This is a genomic window from Burkholderia sp. HI4860, assembly GCF_002223045.2.
Classification (GTDB): Bacteria; Pseudomonadota; Gammaproteobacteria; order Burkholderiales; family Burkholderiaceae; genus Burkholderia.
In genome coordinates this window covers 947,816-968,621 of record NZ_NKFO02000003.1, presented here as the reverse complement: position 1 = coordinate 968,621, position 20,806 = coordinate 947,816, and the positions used below count along the sequence as shown (strand labels likewise).

23 protein-coding genes and 1 tRNA gene are annotated in these 20,806 nt (G+C 68.7%); 12 read left to right on the top strand and 12 right to left on the bottom strand.

What is annotated here, in order from left to right; all coding sequences use genetic code 11:
* Window positions 1-103 precede the first annotated feature (103 nt).
* On the bottom strand, window positions 104-871 hold the full coding sequence (gene trmB, locus CFB34_RS19800; RefSeq protein ID WP_089439409.1) for a tRNA (guanosine(46)-N7)-methyltransferase TrmB: 768 nt from the start codon (window positions 869-871) through the stop codon (window positions 104-106).
* A 134-nt stretch (window positions 872-1,005) separates the two neighbouring features.
* A tRNA-Gly gene (locus tag CFB34_RS19795) sits at window positions 1,006-1,080 on the bottom strand.
* A gap of 293 nt (window positions 1,081-1,373) precedes the next feature.
* On the opposite strand from CFB34_RS19795, the gene CFB34_RS19790 reads away from it, so the two are divergent.
* Together CFB34_RS19790 and CFB34_RS19785 are read left to right on the top strand one after the other, a co-directional pair.
* Window positions 1,374-1,718, top strand: a complete 345-nt coding sequence (locus CFB34_RS19790; RefSeq protein WP_089439410.1) for a cupin domain-containing protein — start codon at window positions 1,374-1,376, stop codon at window positions 1,716-1,718.
* 277 nt (window positions 1,719-1,995) lie between these two features.
* Window positions 1,996-3,156, top strand: a complete 1,161-nt coding sequence (locus CFB34_RS19785) for a mandelate racemase/muconate lactonizing enzyme family protein (protein ID WP_089439411.1) — start codon at window positions 1,996-1,998, stop codon at window positions 3,154-3,156.
* On the opposite strand, the gene CFB34_RS19780 is transcribed toward CFB34_RS19785, so the two are convergent.
* The 3 genes from CFB34_RS19780 to CFB34_RS19770 all read right to left on the bottom strand — a co-directional run bounded on the left by CFB34_RS19780 (window position 3,142) and on the right by CFB34_RS19770 (window position 5,316).
* Entirely contained in the window at window positions 3,142-3,786 is a 645-nt protein-coding gene (locus tag CFB34_RS19780) for a LysE family transporter (RefSeq protein WP_089439412.1), read from the bottom strand. The two genes, CFB34_RS19785 and CFB34_RS19780, sit on opposite strands and share 15 nt — an antisense overlap.
* 124 nt (window positions 3,787-3,910) lie before the next feature.
* Window positions 3,911-4,252 (bottom strand): SMR family transporter, encoded by a 342-nt coding sequence (locus CFB34_RS19775; RefSeq protein WP_089439413.1) that lies wholly within the window; start codon window positions 4,250-4,252, stop codon window positions 3,911-3,913.
* 134 nt (window positions 4,253-4,386) lie between these two features.
* A complete protein-coding gene (locus CFB34_RS19770; protein WP_089439414.1) occupies window positions 4,387-5,316 on the bottom strand; it encodes a LysR substrate-binding domain-containing protein in 930 nt (309 codons plus the stop codon).
* Between the two features lie 169 nt (window positions 5,317-5,485).
* On the opposite strand from CFB34_RS19770, the gene CFB34_RS19765 reads away from it, so the two are divergent.
* From CFB34_RS19765 to scpB, 3 genes are all read left to right on the top strand, one after another.
* On the top strand, window positions 5,486-6,808 hold the full coding sequence (locus CFB34_RS19765) for an MFS transporter (protein ID WP_089439415.1): 1,323 nt from the start codon (window positions 5,486-5,488) through the stop codon (window positions 6,806-6,808).
* Between the two features lie 61 nt (window positions 6,809-6,869).
* Window positions 6,870-8,093: a CaiB/BaiF CoA-transferase family protein gene (locus CFB34_RS19760; RefSeq protein WP_089439416.1), complete on the top strand. Its 1,224-nt coding sequence runs from the start codon at window positions 6,870-6,872 to the stop codon at window positions 8,091-8,093.
* Window positions 8,090-8,899, top strand: a complete 810-nt coding sequence (gene scpB / locus CFB34_RS19755; RefSeq protein WP_089439417.1) for a methylmalonyl-CoA decarboxylase — start codon at window positions 8,090-8,092, stop codon at window positions 8,897-8,899. The genes CFB34_RS19760 and scpB overlap by 4 nt, the downstream gene beginning before the upstream one ends.
* Before the next feature lie 119 nt (window positions 8,900-9,018).
* On the opposite strand, the gene CFB34_RS19750 is transcribed toward scpB, so the two are convergent.
* From CFB34_RS19750 to CFB34_RS19740, 3 genes are all read right to left on the bottom strand, one after another.
* Window positions 9,019-9,558, bottom strand: coding sequence for a chromate transporter (locus CFB34_RS19750; protein WP_089439418.1), 540 nt, complete (start codon window positions 9,556-9,558; stop codon window positions 9,019-9,021).
* A complete protein-coding gene (locus CFB34_RS19745; protein ID WP_089439419.1) occupies window positions 9,555-10,166 on the bottom strand; it encodes a chromate transporter in 612 nt (203 codons plus the stop codon). Before CFB34_RS19745 ends, CFB34_RS19750 begins: the two co-directional genes overlap by 4 nt.
* A 247-nt stretch (window positions 10,167-10,413) precedes the next feature.
* On the bottom strand, window positions 10,414-11,169 hold the full coding sequence (locus CFB34_RS19740) for a DeoR/GlpR family DNA-binding transcription regulator (RefSeq protein ID WP_089439420.1): 756 nt from the start codon (window positions 11,167-11,169) through the stop codon (window positions 10,414-10,416).
* Window positions 11,170-11,250: 81 nt separating this feature from the next.
* On the opposite strand from CFB34_RS19740, the gene CFB34_RS19735 reads away from it, so the two are divergent.
* From CFB34_RS19735 to CFB34_RS19715, 5 genes are all read left to right on the top strand, one after another.
* Window positions 11,251-11,850 carry an NUDIX domain-containing protein gene (locus CFB34_RS19735; RefSeq protein ID WP_089439421.1) on the top strand — a complete coding sequence of 200 codons (600 nt, stop codon included), beginning with the start codon at window positions 11,251-11,253 and terminating at the stop codon, window positions 11,848-11,850.
* Complete coding sequence (locus tag CFB34_RS19730; protein WP_089439422.1) at window positions 11,847-12,227, top strand: DUF4406 domain-containing protein; 381 nt, start codon at window positions 11,847-11,849, stop codon at window positions 12,225-12,227. The genes CFB34_RS19735 and CFB34_RS19730 overlap by 4 nt, the downstream gene beginning before the upstream one ends.
* A gap of 185 nt (window positions 12,228-12,412) precedes the next feature.
* On the top strand, window positions 12,413-13,285 hold the full coding sequence (locus CFB34_RS19725) for a Sir2 family NAD-dependent protein deacetylase (RefSeq protein ID WP_089439423.1): 873 nt from the start codon (window positions 12,413-12,415) through the stop codon (window positions 13,283-13,285).
* Window positions 13,286-13,488: 203 nt separating this feature from the next.
* Complete coding sequence (gene crcB, locus CFB34_RS19720; RefSeq protein WP_089439424.1) at window positions 13,489-13,875, top strand: fluoride efflux transporter CrcB; 387 nt, start codon at window positions 13,489-13,491, stop codon at window positions 13,873-13,875.
* A gap of 23 nt (window positions 13,876-13,898) precedes the next feature.
* Window positions 13,899-14,261 (top strand): DUF190 domain-containing protein, encoded by a 363-nt coding sequence (locus CFB34_RS19715; RefSeq protein ID WP_089440364.1) that lies wholly within the window; start codon window positions 13,899-13,901, stop codon window positions 14,259-14,261.
* 9 nt (window positions 14,262-14,270) lie between these two features.
* On the opposite strand, the gene CFB34_RS19710 is transcribed toward CFB34_RS19715, so the two are convergent.
* Together CFB34_RS19710 and CFB34_RS19705 are read right to left on the bottom strand one after the other, a co-directional pair.
* Window positions 14,271-14,834 (bottom strand): YggT family protein, encoded by a 564-nt coding sequence (locus CFB34_RS19710; RefSeq protein WP_006488584.1) that lies wholly within the window; start codon window positions 14,832-14,834, stop codon window positions 14,271-14,273.
* Between the two features lie 71 nt (window positions 14,835-14,905).
* Window positions 14,906-15,835 carry a DUF2520 domain-containing protein gene (locus tag CFB34_RS19705; RefSeq protein ID WP_089439425.1) on the bottom strand — a complete coding sequence of 310 codons (930 nt, stop codon included), beginning with the start codon at window positions 15,833-15,835 and terminating at the stop codon, window positions 14,906-14,908.
* Between the two features lie 515 nt (window positions 15,836-16,350).
* Here CFB34_RS19705 and CFB34_RS19700 point away from each other — a divergent pair.
* On the top strand, window positions 16,351-16,653 hold the full coding sequence (locus CFB34_RS19700) for a hypothetical protein (RefSeq protein ID WP_089439427.1): 303 nt from the start codon (window positions 16,351-16,353) through the stop codon (window positions 16,651-16,653).
* Window positions 16,654-16,777: 124 nt separating this feature from the next.
* Here CFB34_RS19700 and CFB34_RS19695 read toward each other — a convergent pair whose 3' ends face one another.
* Complete coding sequence (locus CFB34_RS19695) at window positions 16,778-17,446, bottom strand: LysE family transporter (RefSeq protein WP_089439428.1); 669 nt, start codon at window positions 17,444-17,446, stop codon at window positions 16,778-16,780.
* A gap of 58 nt (window positions 17,447-17,504) precedes the next feature.
* Window positions 17,505-19,061, bottom strand: coding sequence for a UbiD family decarboxylase (locus CFB34_RS19690; RefSeq protein WP_089439429.1), 1,557 nt, complete (start codon window positions 19,059-19,061; stop codon window positions 17,505-17,507).
* Window positions 19,062-19,657: 596 nt separating this feature from the next.
* Here CFB34_RS19690 and CFB34_RS19685 point away from each other — a divergent pair.
* The gene (locus CFB34_RS19685) at window positions 19,658-20,770 is read left to right on the top strand and encodes a transglycosylase SLT domain-containing protein (protein ID WP_089439430.1); all 1,113 of its coding nucleotides are present in this window, start codon (window positions 19,658-19,660) and stop codon (window positions 20,768-20,770) included.
* Window positions 20,771-20,806 lie beyond the last annotated feature (36 nt).

Sequence of the window (20,806 nt, the reverse complement as noted above, 5' to 3'; positions counted from 1 at the left end):
GCCGGCGCGTCTCGCATGGAAAGAAAAAGCCCGATCGGCTTAGGCCGGTCGGGCTTTTTCGTGTCCGGAGCAGGGCGGCGTGCGTCCGGCTCAGCGGGAGGGCTCAGCCTGCGCGCTTGCGGAACACCAGGTCCCACACGCCGTGGCCGAGCCGCAGCCCGCGCCGTTCGAACTTCGTCACCGGGCGGTAGTCGGGGCGCGGCGCGTAGTCGGCGGCCGTGTTTTCGAGCGTCGGCTCCGCGCCGAGCACGTCGAGCATCTGTTCCGCGTAGTTCTGCCAGTCGGTCGCGCAATGAATGTACGCGCCGGGCTTCAGGCGCGACGCGAGATGCGCGACGAGCGGCGGCTGGATCAGCCGGCGCTTGTGGTGGCGCGCCTTGTGCCACGGGTCGGGGAAGAAGATGTGCACGCCGTCGAGGCTTTCCGGCGCGAGCATGTGCTCGAGCACTTCGACCGCGTCGTGCTGGATGATGCGGATGTTCGACAGATCCTGCTCGCCGATCAGCTTCAGCAGCGCGCCGACGCCCGGCTCGTGCACCTCGACGCCGAGGAAGTCGTCGCCGGGGCGGTTCGCGGCGATTTCCGCGGTCGATGCGCCCATGCCGAAGCCGATCTCGAGGATGCGCGGGGCGCTGCGGCCGAACACGGCGTTCCAGTCGGGCAGTTCCGGCGCATACGGCACCACGAAGCGCGGGCCGAGCTCGTCCATCGCGCGGCGCTGGCCGGTCGACACGCGGCCGGCGCGCGTCACGAAGCTGCGGATGCGGCGGTGGTGGAGCGGATTGACTGCGTCGGCGCCCTCGGCGGCTTCATCGGGAATGGCGTCGTCGTGCGGCGGCAGGCCGGCTTCGTTCGGATCGTCGTGCATCATCGGTGACAGAGAAAGGCTCGGTTGCGGGCGAGGGCCCGTTGCGCGCAGCAGTGCGCCGGGGGAACCGGCACATGGTACAAAAAAGCCGCCTTCGACGAGGCGGCTCATGCGCAGGCTGCGATGCAGCCGGAAAGTGGAGCGGGCGATGGGAATCGAACCCACGTCATCAGCTTGGGAAGCTGAGGTAATGGCCATTATACGACGCCCGCAGAACGCGCAATTCTACAGGGTTTGGCCGAGATGTGGCAAGTGGGCTTGTTTTGGGTGGTGGCTTCGAAGCCGGCAACGCTCGACGAAGGTGCGGTGGCACCGCTGAAAATAGTCGTCAGAAAGGGATCGGCTGGAAGCGGTTCGTCGGCGCAACGCGGAACCGAACGACGGCGTGCCCGCCCACAGGCCCGTGTCGAAAATAGACGAGTCCGCGTCGGAAGCATACAAGTCCCCGCGAAGCTTTCGAACTAACGTGACAGGCCTCTTACACGATCGTTAGTCTGGAGCCGACATGTCCGATTTCATCACCGTTCTGCGCGAAACCTGCCCGACCCCCGTCCTCGATGCGACCAAGTGGAAGCGCATCGGCGGCGATCCGCACACCGTGAACCTGAACGCCTACCTCTCGAAGGACGGCAGCAAGATCATGGGTACCTGGATCTGCACGCCGGGCAAGTTCGAGGTGAACTACGAAAAATGGGAGTACTGCCACTTCCTCGACGGCTACTGCATCATCACGCCGGAAGGCGAGAAGGCGGTGCACTTGAAGGCCGGCGACGTGTTCGTGATCGAACCGGGCATGAAAGGCACGTGGGAAGTGGTGGAAACGGTGCGCAAGTACTTCGTCTTTGCCTGAGCGGGCCGGTCGATTCGATCGACGCATCCCGTCGTCGCCCGAACCCTTCCCGGTTCCCGGAGCCGGGCGGGCAAGCGGATGATGCCGGCTCAATGGAACGCGTTCCGGATCGGAATGCCGCGCTCACGCAGCGGCTGCAGCACGATCGTCCGCCACGGTAACGCTCGCCTGCAGCGTGCTGCGACAGCGCCTATGATGCAGCGATCCGCCCATCGTTCCGGCCGCATCGCGTGCCTCATGCGCCAGCGCGTCGGCCGTCACCTTCGGAACCCCGACCATGCGCATCACCGCGATCCACGAACAAGCGATTCCCGTGTCCCGCTATGCCGATCCGGCGATCCCGTCCGGCGGCCTGACGACGAGCGTTGTCGCGGTCACCACCGACGTCGTGCGCGATGGCCGCCCCGTGACAGGCTACGGCTACGCGTCGATCGGCCGTTTCGCGCAGGGTGGCCTGATTCGCGAACGGTTCGCACCGCGCCTGCTGGCCGCCGCCGACTCACTCGCCGACGAAGCCGGCACGAACCTCGACCCGTTCCGTGCATGGCGCGCGATGATGGCCGGCGAGAAGCCCGGTGGGCACGGAGAACGATGCGTTGCAGTCGGCACGCTCGACATGGCGATCTGGGATGCCGCCGCGAAGATTGCCGACTTGCCGCTCCATCGCTTTCTCGCCAACCGACTTGAACGCACGGCGGCACCACGCGTGCGTGTGTACGCAGGCGGCGGCTACCGCTATCCGCATGACGATCTCGCGCGGCTGTCGGACGAGATGCGCCGGATCGCCGATCTCGGCTACACGCACGCGAAGATCAAGATCGGCGGTGCGGATTTCGATCAGGACCGCCGGCGGATCGAAGCGGCCGCAAGGCAATTGGCGGACAGTTCGCATCTCGCGGTCGACGCGATGAACACGTACGACGCGACGACCGTCGACGCCGCCGCCGCGATGCTCGCGCCGTTCGCCCTCTGGTGGTTCGAGGACATCTGCGATCCGCTCGACCTGCCGCTGCAGGCGGATCTCGCCACGCGCTATGCACCGCCGATCGCGGCCGGCGAGGCGCTGTTCTCGCTCGCGGAAGCGAAGCTGCTCGACCGCTACGGCGGCCTGCGGCCCGAGCGCGACGTGCTCGTATTCGATCCGGTGCATGGCTACGGGCTGCCGGGCTATCTGCAGATCGTCGAACACTTCGCATCGCGCGGCTGGCGGCGCGATGCGTTCTGGCCGCACGGCGGCCACCTGTTTTCGCTGCACGTCGTCGCGGCGCTCGGGCTCGGCGGCGCGGAAGTCAGTCCGTTCGCGTTTCATCCGTTTAGCGGACTGGCCGATGGCGCAAGCATCGACGCCGGATACGCCCGCGTGCCGCAGGCGCCGGGCATCGGCTTCGAGCTGCATGCCGGTGCGCGCGACGTGTTTCGCACGTTATCGAGCCGCTGACGCCTGAAGCGCGTCGATCGCGAAACGCACCGCGAAGCCGAGCATCATCACCGCGACGAAGCAATCGAGCATGCGCCATGCGAGCGTGCGGGCGAACCACGCGCGGCATGCGCGGGCGCCATACGCAAGCATCAGGAACCACGCGAGCGAAGCCGTCATCGCGCCGATCGCAAACGGCGCGCGTGCCGCGGGCGTGTGGCTCACGATCACGGTGCCGAGCAGCAGTACGGTGTCGATCCATGCATACGGATTGAGCAGCGAGACGGCGGCGGTCGCGAGCACCGTGCGCGAGCGCGTGGGTTCGCGGCCCGTGCGCGGAGCGTCGACGTGCTCCGGCTGTCGTCGCCGGATCGCCGAGCGCAGCGCGAGCAGGCCATAGCCGGCGAGATACGCGATGCCGGCCCACAGCGCGGCCGACACCACGCCAGGATGTCGCGACAGCAACGACGACAATCCCTGCGCGCCGAGCGCGATCAGCAGCGCGTCGCTGCCTGCGCAGACGAGGGCGATGGAAAGCAGATGGGGGCTCGAGATCGAGCGTTTGATGACGAAAGCGTCCTTGGGGCCGACGGACGTGAACAGTCCGGCGCCAAGCAGCAGGCCTTCGAGGAAGGCAGAGGTGTCGAGCACGAGCGGGCCGACAACCTCTTAAGCTGAACCGGTGATGGTTACGATGCGAGCAACGTTAAGGGGCGCCGGGGGAGGTTGTCAATGCCCCCGGCGCCCGTGTGCCGTCAACCGGCGGCGGTCACGATCAGTGCGTAGCCGCTTCCCCGAGATTGAGCGCGACCAGCGCACAGACGGTCAGCGCGATGCCGGCGAGCTTCAGCGACGACGCCGATTCATTGAAGCAGACGATACCGATCACGGCCGTGGCCGCGGTGCTGGCGGCGGCCCAGCTCGCATAGGCGAGCCCCAGTTCGAGGCGCTTCGTCGCGAGCGCCATCAGCCAGACCGCGCATGCGTAACAGACGACGGTGAGTGCGGAGGGGAGCGGGCGGGAAAATCCGGCAGAGTATTTCAGTCCGACGGAGCCGAGCACTTCGGCGAAAACACTGGCGCCCAGCAGAAGCCAGGCAGACTGGAGCGGGGACACGAACGGCCTCCTTCCCCCGACGCTTATACCGAGCGGCGAGGAGAAGTGAGGGTGTCAGCGGTACCCAGGATGAACTGAGCTTAGTACGCGCGCCTTGGCAGCACAAGGAAGGCACAAGACACGCGGCGCCCCGGTCACGCACCGTCGGCCTGCCCGGCCGCCCACTCCGGCCGCTGCCCGAGCGTGTCGAACAGCTGGACGATCTCCGCTTTCACCTTCTGCACCGCGTTGCTGACGAGCGCCGTATCGTGCCAGCACAGCGACAGGTCGCGCGCGAACAGCCGGTGAGCGACCGTCGACAGCTTGAGCTTGCGCTCCTCGATCTCGACGTGCGCGGCCGTCCACGGCAGGATCGTCACGCCGAGCTGCGCCATCACGGCCGCGAACAGCAGCCCGGTCGAGCTCGCCTCGAAGCTGATCTCGTATGACAACCCGGCCTCGCGCATCGCCCAGTCGACGCGGTTGCGGATCGTGTTCGGCGCGCTCGGCAGCACGAGCGGCATCCGCGCGATCGCGTCGAGCGGCACGGGATCGTCCGGCACCGGGAACCCGGGCCACGTGATCAGGTACAGCGTTTCCGTCAGCAGCTGGTGGACCGCGATGCCGCGCGTGTCGACCGCGTCGACGACGATCGCGAGATCGAGCCGCGTGCGTTCGAGCAGCGTGTCGAGATCGGCGCTCGGCGCCTCGATCAGCTCCAGCATGATGCCGGGAAAGCGGTCGCGCACCGCGCGGGCGAGCGGGATGGCCAGCACGCGCGCGGTGCTGGACGGCATCCCGACCGTCACGCGGCCCTGCGGCGTGTCGGCGTCGCGGCGCAGCAGCTCGCGCGTGCCGTCGGCCTGGCGCAGCAGCTCGAGCGCGTGCTGGTACAGCGTGCGGCCGGCGGCGGTCGGCGCGACGCCGCGCACGCTGCGCTCGAGCAGCTGCATCCCCAGATCCTGTTCGAGATTGCGCATCTGCTGGCTGACCGCCGGCTGCGCCACATGCAGCGCCTCGCTCGCATGCGTGACGTTGCCGCATTCGACGACCTTCACGAAATAGCGCAACTGCCTCAAGTCCATCGTCGCCCCTCCCGATTCGAGTCATAAGCAAATCCGATCGAGCAAGATGAATATCATATTTTTCCCCGATCGATGGTGTTTCTATACTCGTCTCACAAAAGAGCCAGCCTCCCGGCCATCCCGGACCGGACGCGGCAAAAGCGCCGGCCCCGCCGGCAAGGAGACGAAGATGTTCAAGGCGATCGACGCGCCGGCGGCCGGCGCGAAGCCGCGGCGCACGCCGCTCACGCGCGAGCAGGTCAAGGGTTTCTGGGCCGTGTATGCGGGCTGGGTGCTCGACGGCGTGGATTCGGTGATCTACGCGCTGGTGCTGATTCCGGCGCTGACCGAGCTGCTGCCGGCATCCAGCATTGCGGCGACGCCCGCGAATCTCGGGATGTACGGCTCGATCCTGTTCGCGCTGTTCCTGATCGGCTGGGGGCTGTCGTTCGTCTGGGGGCCGCTCGCCGACCGCTTCGGCCGTGTGCGCACGCTCGCCGCGAGCATCCTGATCTACTCGGTGTTCACCGGCGCGGCCGCGTTCGTGCACGACGTGTGGGCGCTGGCCGCGTGCCGGCTGATCGCCGGAATCGGCGTCGGCGGCGAATGGGCGCTCGCGGGCACCTACGTTGCCGAGAGCTGGCCGGAAGACCGCCGCAAGATGGGCGCAGGCTATCTGCAGACGGGCTACTACTTCGGCTTCTTCATCGCGGCGTGCCTGAACTACACGATCGGTGCGACCTACGGCTGGCGCGCGATGTTCCTGTGCGGCCTCGCGCCCGCGTTGCTCGCGGTGTTCACCGTGATGCGCGTGAAGGAGCCCGGCCAGTGGCGCCGGCATGACGCACGCGACGGCGACGTGGCCGACGCACGACGCGCCCATCCGCTGCGCGAGATCTTCGCGCCGGCCTTCCTGCGCCGCACGGTGACGAGCGCGAGCCTCGTCGGCGTCGCGATCGTCGGGCTGTGGGCCGGCTCCGTGTACGAGGCGAGCGCGGTCAGCACGCTGGCGGCGCGTGCGGGTATCGACCACATCGGCGCGATGCGACTTGCATCGATCGGCGCGGCGATCCTGTCGTGCGCGACGATCGCCGGCTGCCTGGTGGCGCCGTGGCTGTCCGAGCGGCTCGGCCGGCGCACTGCGCTCGGCGTGTATTTCGCGGGCATGGCCGTATCGATCGTGTTCGCGTTCGGCTGGGCGTTCTACCAGCCGAACGGCCTCGCGGCGTTCATGGTGTCGCTGGTGTTCCTCGGTTTCTTCGGCGGCAATTTCGCGATTTTCTCGCTGTGGCTGCCCGAGCAGTACCCGACGCGCGTACGGGCCACCGCGTTCGCGTTCAACGCGTCGGTCGGCCGCTTCATCGGCGCGGGCGTAAATTTCCTGCTCGGCGCCGCGATACACGGCTACGGCTCGCTCGGCGTGCCGGTGGCATGGACCGCGGCCGTGTTCGGGCTCGGCATCCTGATCCTGCCGTTCGCGGTCGAAACGCGTCACCAGACGCTGCCCGAATGAGCGGCGCGCCGCGAACGCTCGGCATCTAGCCACACCCCCTCATCAATATCAGGAGTCCGGAATGCAGGCAATACAAGGAATCAGGGTCGTCGATCTGAGCCGCGCGCTGTCGGGGCCGTTCTGCTCGATGGTGCTCGCCGATCTCGGCGCCGACGTGATCAAGGTCGAGTCGGGGCCGCACGGCGACATGAGCCGCGCATGGGGGCCGTTCGATCGCGGCGTGAGCACGTACTACCTGTCCTGCAACCGCAACAAGCGCGGCATCTGCGTGGATTTCCGGCAGCCGGCCGGCCTCGACGTCGTGCGTCGGTTGATCGCGCAGGCCGACGTCGTGATCGAGAATTTCAAGGCGGGCACGATGGACGCGATGGGGCTCGGCTATGCCGCGTTGAGTGCGCGCGATCCGCGGCTCGTGATGGGCAGCGTCACCGCGTTCGGCCCGCGCGGCCCGTTGCGTGACTGGCCGGGCTTCGACCAGATCGCGCAGGGCTATGCGGGGCTGATGAGCCTCACCGGTTTTCCCGACGGCGAGCCGACCCGCACGGGCACCGCGATCGGCGATCTCAGCTCGGGGATGTGGGTTGCGACCGGCGTGATGGCCGCGCTGTACGAGCGTGAGCGCACCGGGCGCGGGCAGCATGTCGGCACGTCGCTGCTCGAAAGCCTCGTGTCGCTGCTGAGCGTGCACGGGCAACGCTACCTGAGCCTCGGCGACGTGCCGCGCCGCACCGGCAACGCGCATGCGGTGATCGCGCCGTATGGCGTATTCGAGACGGCCGATGGGCCGCTCAACCTCGCGCCGATCACGAGCGACATGTGGCTGCGGCTGTGCCAGTTGCTGGATCTTCCGGAACTGCCGAACGATCCGCGCTTCGCGACCAACGATGCACGCGTCGCGCACCGCGACGCACTGAAAGCGTTGCTCGAAAGCCGGCTGCGCACGCGCGGCAAGCGTGAATGGACGCAGCGTTTCGTCGACGCCGGGCTGCCGGCCGGGCCGATCAACACGCTCGACGAAGTGTTCGACGATCCGCAGCTAGCCCATTGCGGGCTGGTCGAGCCGGTCGCGCATCCGACGCTCGGCACGCTGCGCCAGGTCGTCACGCCGCTCGGCGGGATGGGCGACGAGGCGCCGGCGCCGCGCACGCGCCATGCGCCGCCGCTGCTCGGCGAGCATACGGTCGACGTGCTGCGCGAAGCGGGCTACGGCGACGACGCGATCGACGCACTGCTGGCCGAGCGTGCGATCTTCCAGGCGGAAGCGGTGGCGGAGGCCGTGCAATGAGCGACACGACGAAACACGAAGGGGCCTCGAACGTGACGGTCGACACGGTCCGCGAGCGGATCGCGCGCGTGCGGTTCGCGAATCCGGCGCGACGGCATGCGCTCGATGCACCGTTGCTCGATACGCTCGTCGTGCGCCTCGACGCGCTGGCCGAACAGCGTCCGCCGCCGGTCGTGATCCTGTCGAACGATGGCAGCGGCGACGTGTGGAGCGCGGGGCATGACCTGCGCGAACTGGCCGACGATCGCGACCCGCTAGCCTACGGCAAGCCGCTCGAACGGGCGCTGCGGCGCGTGCGGACCTATCCGGGCGCGGTGATCGCGGCGGTGTCGGGTTCGGCGTGGGGCGGGGCGGTCGATCTCGTGATGAGCTGCGACCTGGTGGTCGCGGCGCGCGACGCGCGTTTCGCGATGACGCCCGCGAACATCGGTCTGCCGTATTCGACGAGCGGCCTGCTGCGCTTCTACGACAACCTGCCGATCCACGTGCTGAAGGAGATGTTCTTCTGCGCGCAGCCGCTCGATGCGGAGCGCGCCGCGCATCACGGGCTCGTGAACCGGCTGGCCGACGCGGGCGGCGTCGACGATGCGGCGCTCGACATCGCGCGCACGATCGCCGCGAAGGCGCCGCTCGCGGTGCACGCCGTGAAGGAGCAATTGCGCGTGCTGCAGGACGCGCGGCCGCTGCCGGCCGATGCGTTCGAACGGATTGCCGAGCTTCGCCGGCAAGCGTGCGAAGGCGCGGATTTCGACGAAGGGCTGCGTGCGTTTTCGGAACGCCGCGCGCCGGTGTTTCGTGGCGTCTAGGCGATGGGGTGTGCGAGCGGGGCGCGCAAGCGGTGAAAAGCGTGCGGACGTGCTCGTGTCGTTGTGCCGGTAGCGGTTGCGTCATGCGCGGCCGCCGTCGCGTGCCGCGTCACCGTGCATCACATGCCGAGCGCGTGCACGCCGACGAGCAACAGCGCGCCGATCGCGATCAGCAGCAGCGCGTGAATGCGCGTGTAGATCACGCACAGCGTCGACGCGACCGCGATCGCGCGCGCGGCCCAGCCGCCGTCGAGCGCCTGCAGCAGCACCCACACCGACGCGAGGATCATGCCGGCCGCGACCGGGCGCAGGCCGGCCTCGAGCGCGATCTGCCAGCGCGCACCCTGGTGCCGCCGCCACAGATGCGCGACGCCATAGATCAGGAACGCGGTCGGTCCGAACAGCGCGAGCGTCGCGACCACCGCGCCCCAGAAGCCGGCCACCTGCCAGCCGATCAATGTCGCCAGCAGCGAGCCGGGGCCGGGCGCCATCCGCGCGATCGCGAAGTCGTTCACGAATTGCGTGGCGGTCATCCAGTGATGCACATCGACCACCTGCCGCTGGATGTCGGCGATGATCGCCTGTCCGCCGCCGATCGTCGCGATCGACAGCGGTGCGAACACGCCGAGCAGCGCGGCGTAGCGTTGCGATGCGGTCATCGCGTGTCGCTCCCGGCTGGTGTTGCAGCCGCGCGCCGGTATTCGAGCGCGACGCTCAGCGTGCCGCCGACCAGCACGGTCCACACGAGCGGCCAGTGCAGCACGGCGACCGACACGAACGTGAGCGCCATCACCGCGAACGGCAGCGCGCGGCGCGGCAATCGGCGCACTGCCGTGATCGCCATCGAGATCGACAGCCCGATCGCCGCGGCTGCCGCGCCGGCGAGCGCGACATGCGTGAGCGGAAAGCGCGTGAGGGTCGAGAACGCGATGCCGAACAGCACGATCAGCACGGCGGGCGGCGCGATGATGCCGGTGAAGCCGGCCACCGCGCCGCGCCATCCGGCGAGCCGGTAGCCGATCCAGATCGCGAGGTTCTTCACGTTGACGCCCGGCAGCGCTTGCGACAGCGCGAGGCCGTTGAGGAACGCCTCCTCGTCGAGCCAGCGCCGCTCGTAGACGAAGTCGCGCATCATCCGCCCGCTGAGCCCGCCACCGAAGCTGGTCAGGCCGATCTGCGAGAACGCGATGAACAGCGCGAGGACGCCGGGCGGCGATGCGTCGCCTGCCGGCGGTGCAGTTGAGGTGGCGGAGGAGGGCGGGGGCATCGGGCGGGCGGCGCGTGGGGGTTGGGCGGTCGCCCATGTTAGCAAGCGGACCCTGTCAGCACGCTGACATGGGCTCGGTGGTGACACGATCCGCGCTCGAGGCCGAGTCGACGGGTGTGTTCCGGCACGATCGATGTACCCGCGCATCCGATGCGCTCCGGCGTCCCGACACAGCCACATATCCACCACATTCGCGCATCCGGGACATCCGGCACCGCCCGTACATCCGCACCGCCGCAACCGGGTGCTACGCGCGCACGACCGTCACCCCCGCGGCCTCGATCGGCTTCGTCAGCGCGGCGTCGGTTTCCTTCTCGACCACGACGGTATGCGCCAGCGTGAGCTCGCCGATCACGAACTGCGACGCCGCGCGCAGCTTCGACTGCGACGCGAGCACGACCGTCTCGGCCGCGCGTTCGGCGAGCGCGCGCTTGATCGCCGCTTCCTCGAAATCGCCGGTGCTGAGCCCCGCGACCGGATGCACGCCCGTGACGCCCATGAAGTACAGGTCCGCATGGATGCGCGCGATGCCCTCCATCGCCGACGCGCCGACGGCCACGATCGAATGCTTGTAGAGCCGCCCGCCGATCAGGATCACGTCGATCGACGGATGCGCGGCGAGCGCCACCGCGACGCTCGGGCTGTGCGTGACGATCGTCGCGCGCAGGTCGGACGGTAACTGGCTGACGAGCAGCGCCGAGGTCGTGCCGCCGTCGACGATCGCCACCTGCCCGGGCGCGATCATCTCCGCGGCCCGCCGCGCGATGCGCCGCTTCTCCGCCGTCTCGAGCCCCTCGCGCTGCGCGAACGGCGCAACGGCGGGCGATGCCGGCAGCGCACCGCCATGCACGCGCTGCAGCAGGCCGTCGGCCGCAAGCTCGCGCAGGTCGCGGCGGACGGTATCTTCGGACACGCCGAATTGTGCGCTCAGTTCGACCGCCAGCACCTGGCCGTCGCGCGCGAGTGCGTCGAGGATCGCTTTCTTGCGTTGTGTCGTCAGCATCGTGGTTGCACGAATTTTCTTGAAATTGCACGAATATGCACGTTACCATGGGCGCCGTCTTTTGTCGAACGGGAGGCTGGGATGGCTGCAACGCGGGATCGTGTCCGCATCGTCGATACGACGGTGCTGTCCGATGACTGGTATGTGCTGAAGAAGGTGACGTTCGATTTCCTGCGCCGCGACGGAACGTGGCAGCGCCTGAGCCGCGAGACCTACGATCGCGGCCATGGCGCAACCATCCTGCTGCGCAATGCCGGGACGGGCGACGTGCTGCTGACGCGGCAGTTCCGGATGCCGGCGTTCGTCAGCGGGCATGACGGCATGCTGCTCGAGGCCGCCGCCGGCCTGCTCGACGACGCGACGCCCGAAGCACGCATCCGCGCGGAGGCCGAGGAGGAAACCGGCTACCGCGTGCGCGGCGTGCGCAAGGTGTTCGAGGCGTTCATGAGCCCCGGCTCGGTGACGGAGAAGCTGCATTTCTTCGTCGGCGAATACGATGCGTCGCTGCGCACCGGCGACGGCGGCGGCGTCGCGGAAGAGGGCGAGGATCTCGAGGTCGTCGAGATGCCGCTGCAGGCGGCGCTCGACGCGATCGAACGCGGCGAGATCGTCGATGCGAAGACGATCATGCTGCTCCAGTACGTCGCGCTGCGGGAAACCGCCGGCGCGCGCACGGCATGACGCCGCTGCTCGTGCTGGTCGCCGGCCCCTATCGCAGCGGCACGGACGGCGACCCCACGCGCATCGCCGCGAACCTGCACCGCCTGGAGGCGGCGGCGCTTGCCGTGTATCGCCGCGGACACGTGCCGATGATCGGCGAATGGGTGTCGCTGCCGCTCGCCGTTGCGGCCGGGTCGCGACAGGTCGGCGACGCGATCAGCGAGACGTTCCTGTATCCGGCCGCGCACCGGCTGCTGCGCCGCTGCGATGCGGTGCTGCGCATCGACGGCGCGTCGCGCGGGGCGGACATGGACGTCGGTCTCGCACGGCAGCTCGGCAAGCCGGTCTATTTCGCGGCCGACGACATTCCGGCCGCGCAGGACGATTCGGATCGCTGAACAGGCGGGGAGGCGGCCAGCCGGAGCGCCGCCCGCCGCCCCCAGCGTTGGCCGGCTGACTGCATCCGTCGCGGCGGGGGCGAGCAGCAGGTCAAGCCGTTGCATTGCGCATGCCGCGCCGTACGCGAACCGGCGTATGATCGCGACGCTACCCGCGCACCGCCCGACGCCACCGCCACTCCACCATGCCGTTCTCCGATTCCGCTGACGCCACCGCTGCTGCCGCCGCCGCGCAACTGCCCGCCGATCTCGTCGCTGCCGCCGTCGCCGCGCTCGCGCGTGCCGACGCCCTGCTCGTGACGGCCGGCGCCGGCATCGGCGTCGATTCCGGGCTGCCCGATTTTCGCGGCACGGATGGCTTCTGGCGTGCGTATCCGGCGCTGCGCCACGAGCGCTTCGAATTCCACGAGATCGCCTCGCCGCACGCATTCCGCGCACGTGCGCCGCTCGCGTGGGGCTTCTACGGGCACCGTCTCGCGCTTTACCGCGCGACGGTGCCGCATGCGGGCTTCGCGATCCTGCGCCGCTGGATCGACGCGATGCCGAACGGCGGCTTCGTGCTGACGAGTAACGTCGACGGCCAGTTCCAGAAAGCCGGCTTCGATCCGGCGCGGATCGTCGAGATCCACGGTTCGATCCACGCGATGCAGTGCCTGCGGCCGTGCACGGACGACACGTGGGAAGCGGCGCCGTTCGTGCCGGACGTCGACGAAGCCACCTGCCGCCTCGTCGGCGACATGCCGCGTTGTCCGCACTGCGGCGGCCTTGCGCGGCCGAACATCCTGATGTTCGGCGACACCGGCTGGCTCGGCGCGCGCTACGACGCGCAGGAGCGTGCGCTGGAAGACTGGCTCGCGCAGGCCGGGCGCGTCGCGGTGGTCGAGATCGGCGCGGGCACCGCGATCCCGACCGTGCGCCTGCTGAGCGAACGTCTCGGCGCCGACGTGATCCGCATCAACGCACGCGAAGCGCATGCGCGCCGTGCGGACGTGATCGGCCTGAAGGGCGGTGCGCTGGCGACGCTGAGCGCGCTAGACGCAGCCTGGCAGCGCGCGTGAGCCTGCGGGCGGACTAACGACCCGAACGGGCCGGACAGGGCGGCATCCCGCAGGCGATCGCCGTTGCAGGTGCGCGGCGAATCCGCATACAGTTCAGCGTGTGCCGCCCGCGCACGCGCCATCTGCGTCCGGGAACGGGCCTCGCCCCCCGGCAACCAGGGGCCGGCGGCTGACGCCAGCCGCATCTTCGACCCGGAGCGCCCTTGTTCTATTCGATCGTCGCGATCTTCGTCGGCGCCGGGCTCGGCGCGTTGCTGCGCTGGTTCCTGAGTCTCGCGCTCAACGAATTCTTTCCCGCCGTGCCGCTCGGCACGCTCGCCGCGAATCTGATCGGCGGCTACGTGATCGGCATCGCCGCCGTCGTGTTCACGACCCGCGTCGGGTTGCCGCCCGAGTGGCGACTGTTCGTGATCACGGGCTTTCTCGGCGGCCTCACGACGTTCTCGACCTATTCGGTCGAAGTGATGACGCATGCGGTGCAGGGCGAATTCGGATGGGCGTTGGCGGTGGCTGCCCTACACTTGACTGGATCGTTCGCGCTGACGGCGCTCGGCATGTGGACCGCGCGCGCGTGGCTCGCGGCGGCCTGAGCGTGCCGCCATCGGAGGGTGCGATGGACAAGGTCTTCCTGCGTTTCTACGTGCACGAGAAGCATCGGCTGCACTGGAAGCCGCTGTGGGAATGGCTGCTGGAGGAGGCGAACCGGATGGGCGTCGCGGGCGGTTCCGCGTTTCGCGCGATGGCCGGGTTCGGCCAGCATCGCGTGCTGCACGAGGACCGCTTCTTCGAACTGCAGGGGGCGCTCGCGATCGAGATCGAATTCATCGTCACCGAGGACGAGGCGCAGCGCTTGCTCGACCGGCTGTCGCACGAGAAGGTGCGTGTGTGCTACGCGATGATGCCGGCGCGCTTCGGCGTGATCGACACGCTCGGCGAACCGCCGGCGCAGGGGCCGGCGGCGTCGGGGGCGACGTAAGCGTTCGCGTCAGATGCCGAACATCGTCAGCGACACGGCAGCGCGCGTGACGATCATCAGCAGCACCTGCACGATCACGAACAGCAGGATCGGCGACAGGTCGATGCCGCCGAGGTTCGGAATGACGCGGCGCAGCGGGTTCAGGAACGGCGCGGTGAGCTGGTAGAGGATCGGCATCGCCGGCGAGCGCGGGTTGAGCCACGACAGCAGCGCCATCAGGATCGTCATCCAGATCACGAGGTTGAGCGCCCACTTCACGACGGTGAGCAGCGCGACCACGACGAGCGTCGCGATCACCGCCGCCGGATCGAAGCCGGCCATCACCACCATCAGCACGACGTAGACGAGCGCGGTGAGCAGTGCGGCGACGACGCTGGCCCAGTCGATGCCGCGCACGCCCGCGATGACGCGGCGCAGGGGCAGCACGAGCCAGTTGGTCGCCTGCAGCACGGCCTGCGTGACGGGGTTGTACGGTGGCACGCGGACGGCCTGCATCCAGACGCGCAGGATCAGCGCGGCGCCGAACAGCGTGAAGACGGTATTGAGCAGAAAACGGGCGATCTCGCCGAACATCGTTGGCATCCTTTTTAGTCAGTAGCGTGCGGCCGCCAACGCCGGATGGCGGCGCATCGGCCGACACATTATCACGCCTCGTCTTGCGACGGGGAGGGGTGTGCGGCGGTGCGCGCGAGCGACGTTTCGACGGCTTCGGCGAGCGCCGGCAGCGATGCCGGCGGCGTGGCGCGCTGCGCCGCGAGCGCGATCGCGCGGCGGGTCAGCAGCGCGTACAGCGTCGCGTGATCGCCGCCGCGCGTTTCAAGCAGGGCCAACTGGCGTTCGACGATGCCCGTGTCGCCGCGCGATACCGGGCCGGAGAGCGCGTTCGCGAGCCCCTTGTCGCGCGCGGTTTCGATCGTGCCGGCCAGCATCGGCAGCAGTGCGCGCAGCGCGGCGTCTTCGTCGAAACCGAGGCCGCGCCACAGCTCGACGGCTTCCGCCAGCCCGCACAGCGCGAAGCTCGCCGCGTAGTGCGCGGCCGCGTGATAGAGCATCCGGCCGCCGGCCGGAATCGACAGCGGATGGCAGCCGAGTGCGGCAGCAAGTCGCAGCAGCGTCGCATGCAACGCGCCGTCGGCTTCGATCGTGACCGAGCAGCCGTCGATGCGGGCGAGGTCGGCGTCGGTGCCGCCGAACAGGTAGAGCGGATGGAAGCCGCCGGTGGCTGCGCCTTGCTGCTTCGCCGGATCGAGCAGGGCGACCGCCGACGCGCCGCTGCAGTGAACGACGGCCTGCTGCGCGGCGCGCGATGCGTCGAAGCGCAGCGCCGCGGCGGCCGACGCGAGATGGTCGTCGGGCACCGTCAGGAAGATCAGGTCGGCGGCGTCGGCAACCTGCTGCGGGGTGTCGACCGCCTGGCAGCCGTCGAGGCGCGCGGCGAGCGCCGCGGCCGACGCGGGCGTACGGCTCGCGATCGCGACGACCGGAAAGCCGGCCTGCGCGAAGCGCTGCGCGACGCAGCGCGCGAGACGGCCGGCGCCGATGAAGCCCAGGCGGGGTGTGTCGGGAGCGGACATGGCGGCGGGTGTAAGCGAAAACGAAGCAGCCGCCAGTATCGCAGGAATGACAGCCGGGCCGCGAAAGGGCAGTTTCTGCGCGGGCACGTCGCTGGCTTAACGGCATGCGCGCTATATCGGCAAGTGTTTCACCGCCCGGCACACCGTCGATTCAAGATCGCGGAACCTGACCCCGAAACATATCGCCCCCGTATCCGGCTTGAAATGTCGGCATCTTGTCTCAAATTTGTAATCGTTCATTACGGTTGCGTGCCTGCTGTGCGCGCCGTATCCGGTAAGACTGACCGGTCATGAGGTGGCGACCCGACTCGTCGGACGGAGTTGCGCGACCGGCAAGGGTCGCCGCAGGCGCTGCGAGCCGCGCCGCGCGGCGGCTTCGCCCGCGTGCAATTGCAATTTGCAACAAATGCACGACACGCGAGGGGCGGGTTTTCGCTACATTGCTTCCATGCGACGTGCACGCCCGCCGTTGCCGACAGGGGCGCATAAATTACCGCTCCAGCAGGAGAATCGAAGTGAAAAAGCTCATTCCGTTCATCGCCGCCGCCGCGCTTGGCCTGGGTGCTGCAAGCGTTGCGCAGGCTCACGTGTCGATCGGGGTCGGCATCGGTATCCCGGTCGCGCCCGCGTATCCCGTCTATGCACCGCCGCCGCCCGTGTACTACGCGCCGCCGCCTCCGCCCGTCTATTACGCTCCGGCGCCGGCCTACTACGCGCCGCCGCCCGCCGTGGTCGTCGGCGGCTACTATGGCCGACCGTACTGGCACCATGGCTACTATGGTGGCGGCTGGGGCCATCACGGCTACTGGCGTCGCTGATTCGTGCCGCGCGGCCCGGCCGCGCGTGGCAAAACGGCGCGACGTCCCGCAAGGGGCGCTGCGCCGTTTTTTCTTGGGAGCGGCTGTTTGACCGCGGTGAGCGGCCCGTGCGGGCCGACTCCGATTACACCGCGTGCACGATCAGGTCGCGGTAGCCGCCGACGATCACGCTGTACGAGAAATACGCGAACAGCAGCGCCGACGCGACATGGCACGCGCGCATCAGCCCGGCGCCTGCGCGCTTGCGGCCCTGGCTCGCGAGCGTGCACATGAAGAGTGTCCACGCGAGGCCGCCGAGGAAAAAGCCCGACAGGAACACCGACGCGGTGGCCGGCGTGGTCGCGCCGGCTTTCGCGATCAGTGCGCCGCCGACCGCCGCGAACCACAGGATCGCGCTCGGCGACGACATCGCGAGCAGCATCCCGCGCAGGAAACTGCGCCGTGCGCTGGCGCGCGGCGGCGGCGCGTCCTCGGCGTCGTCGCCGGTCACCTTGGCCGGGGCGAGCGCTTCGCGCGCCATCTTCCACGTGAGGAACAGCAGCACGGCGCCGCCGCCGATCCACACGATCCAGCGCACCGGCTCGAACTGCAGCAGCACGGCCATCCCGCCAAGCGCGAGCGCCGCATAGACGAGATCGCCGACGCACGAGCCGATGCCGAGCCAGAAGCCCGGCCGGAAGCCGTGCGACAGCGTCAGCGACAGCATCGCGACATTGACGAGGCCGATGTCGAGGCACAGCGACAGCGACAGAAAGAAGCCGTCGGACAGCATGGAGGCGGGCGGAAAGGTCATCTTCGTTGTTCTTGTAGCGGCGACAGTCCACGGGCCGGCAGGCGCCGGCCGCAGGGCGTCAGAGGCCGATCTCCTGCCAGAGCCGGTCGACGCGCGCCTTCACGGCCGCATCCATCTCGATCGGGCGACCCCATTCGCGGCTGGTCTCGCCGGGCCACTTGTTGGTCGCGTCGAGGCCCATCTTCGAACCGAGGCCGGCCACCGGCGACGCGAAATCGAGATAGTCGATCGGCGTGCTGTCGACCATCACGGTGTCGCGCACGGGGTCGACGCGCGTCGTGATCGCCCAGATCACTTCCTTCCAGTCGCGGATGTTCACGTCCTCGTCGACGACCACAATGAACTTCGTATACATGAACTGTCGCAGGAAGCTCCACACGCCGAACATCACGCGCTTCGCGTGGCCCGCGTAGCTCTTCTTCATCTGGACGATGGCCATCCGGTAGCTGCAGCCTTCGGGCGGCAGGTAGAAGTCGGTGATCTCGGTGAACTGCTTCTGCAGCAACGGCACGAACACCTCGTTGAGCGCGACGCCGAGCACGGCCGGCTCGTCAGGCGGCTTGCCCGTGTAGGTCGAGTGGTAGATCGCGTCGCGGCGCATCGTGATGCGCTCGACGGTGAAGACCGGGAACCACTCCTGCTCGTTGTAATAGCCGGTGTGGTCGCCGTACGGGCCTTCGAGCGCGTGCTCGTACGTGGCGGACGCATTACCGGCCGGGCGCGGCGGTGCGCCGGCCGGAGCCGGGGCAGGGGTACCTTCCTGCGGATAAATGAAGCCCTCGAGCACGATCTCCGCGCGTGCGGGCACCTGCAGCGTGTCGACGCCGGGCGTCAGGCACTTCGCGAGCTCCGTGCGGCTGCCGCGCAGCAGGCCGGCGAACTGGTATTCGGACAGCGAATCGGGCACTGGCGTCACCGCGCCCAGCGTCGTGGCCGGATCGGCGCCGAGCACGACCGCGACCGGATACGGCTTGCCGGGGTTCCGCAGCGCGAATTCGCGGAAGTCGAGCGCGCCGCCGCGATGCGCGAGCCAGCGCATGATCAGCTTGTTGCGGCCGATCAGCTGCTGACGGTAGATCCCGAGGTTCTGCCGCGACTTGTTCGGCCCGCGCGTGACCGTCAGGCCCCACGTGACGAGCGGCCCCGCATCGCCGGGCCAGCAGGTCTGGATCGGCAGCCGGTTCAGGTCGACGTCGGCGCCTTCCCAGACGATCTCCTGGCATGGCGGCGACGACACCGATTTCGGCGCCATGTCCCACACGGCCTTCGCGAGCGACAGCAGCTTGCCGGCGTCCTTCAGGCTCTTTGGCGGATCGGGTTCCTTCAATGCGGACAGCAGGCGCCCGAGATCGCGCAGCGAATCGAGCGCGGCGTCGTCGCCCGCATCGACGCCCATCCCGAGCGCGACGCGGCGCGGCGTGCCGAACAGGTTGCCGAGCACCGGGAAGTCGTAGCCGGACGGCGCGTTGAACAGCAGCGCAGGGCCGCCGGCGCGCAGCACGCGGTCGCACAGCTCGGTCATTTCGAGCACGGGCGACACGGGCTGCGTGACGCGCCGCAGTTCGCCGAGCGCCTCGAGGCGCTGGATGAAATCGCGTAAGTCTTTGTATTTCATGAAGAGGGTCCGGGCCACCCGCCAGGCGGGCAGCGATGGGTGGGCGCAGCGGCCGGCTGCGACCCCGAATCGACCGACGATTTTACCCGCGCCGCCGCATGCCCGCCCGGCGGAGAAAAAAGTCGACCGCGCGCAAACCCCCTACGGCACGGGGATTGCGTTCTGAAGAGTGCCGGCAAATTACTTTTTGTTATGATTTCAATGTTTTATAGTGTTGACGATCTATAAAACCCTGCTAGAATCCGCTCACATTGGCTGCAGGGTAAAAGGCTTCGAGCCGCCAATCACCGATCTTTGACGCAGCGCGTCACCGTCCGCCGAATCCTGCACGGCGTATCCGACGGCTTTAGTCGTAGTCTCAGCCAGCGCCACCAGACGCTGGTTTTTTGCGTGGGTGCCACCGCGTATGCCCGCCTCGCCCAGTGTGCGAAGGTGCCGGCCCTCTTACACCGTGGCCTCGAACGGTACTTATACCGTTTCCCCGATGTCTGCACGCCCCAACCAAAGCGTGCGGCGTCGTGATTCCGCGGCGCGTTACCTGTCTCGCCATCGAGCTGAGCGAGCCGCACGAGTCATGTTCATGGGAGATGATCTGAATGAACGCTTGGTTATCGTGGCGTCCTAGTGAGCAGCATGCGCAATTCGTGCGCAGCATGCTGCGTCGCGGGACGCGTGTCAGTCACCATCTATTCAGCGTTGTCGGCTGTCTCGCTGTCGCAGTGGCGCTTGCACTGTGGCTGCTGCCAACCGTCCGCGGCACGCTGGCCGCGAAGCTGATGCCGGTCGTGTCCGCGGCCGTGCAAGCCGGCCCGGCCCGTCTGCTGACCGGCCATCCGCTGCCGAACTTCGCGCCCGCCGGCGCGCAGCCGCAGCAGGAAGAGAACAGTCCCGAAACGGACGCGCTTGCGGTCGGCCTCGACGTCGCACCGGAAGCCACCGCCGCGCAGGGCGATGCGTCCGACCCGGCCCGCAACGGCCCGTCGCCCGTCGCGCTGGCGAAGCTCATCCCGACCCAGCGCGTGGCGGCCGATGCGCGTGACGACCGTGCGCTCGCATCGAATCGCGAACAGGCGCTCGTCGCGACCTACCTGTCGCGCCGTTACCGCGTCGCGCAGGAGCCGCTCGGCCAGCTCGTCAAGGCTGCGTTCCAGACCGGCCGTGACGTCGGCCTCGATCCGCTGCTGCTGCTGTCCGTGATGGCGATCGAATCGGGCTTCAACCCGTACGCCGAGAGCGGCGTCGGCGCGAAGGGGCTGATGCAGGTCATGTCGAAGGTCCATTCCGACAAGTTCGAGTATTTCGGCGGCACCGATACCGCGCTGCAGCCGCTCGCGAACCTCCAGGTCGGCGCACTCGTGCTGAAGGACTGCATCGCGCGCGGCGGTTCGCTCGCGAACGGCCTGCGCCTGTACAACGGCTCGACGAACCCCGACGACAACGGCTACGGTTCGAAGGTGATGGCCGAGCGCGGTCGCCTGCGTGACGTCGCGCGGGGTCGTAGCGTGCCGGTCAATGCGCCGCAGGCGCCGGCGAAGCCGATCGTCACGGCCGCCGCCGTGACGGCAGCCGCAGGCGGCGCGAAACGCGTGCATGCGACGCTCGAAACGTCGGCGAAGTCGGCGGCATCGAAGGAAGCCACGTCGCAGGACGACGCGAGCGTCGATACCGCGAAGCAGTCGCACGGCGATCGTTCGGAGCTTGGCGCGTAACTTGCGCACGGCTTCAGCCAGCAGGACGTGAAAAAG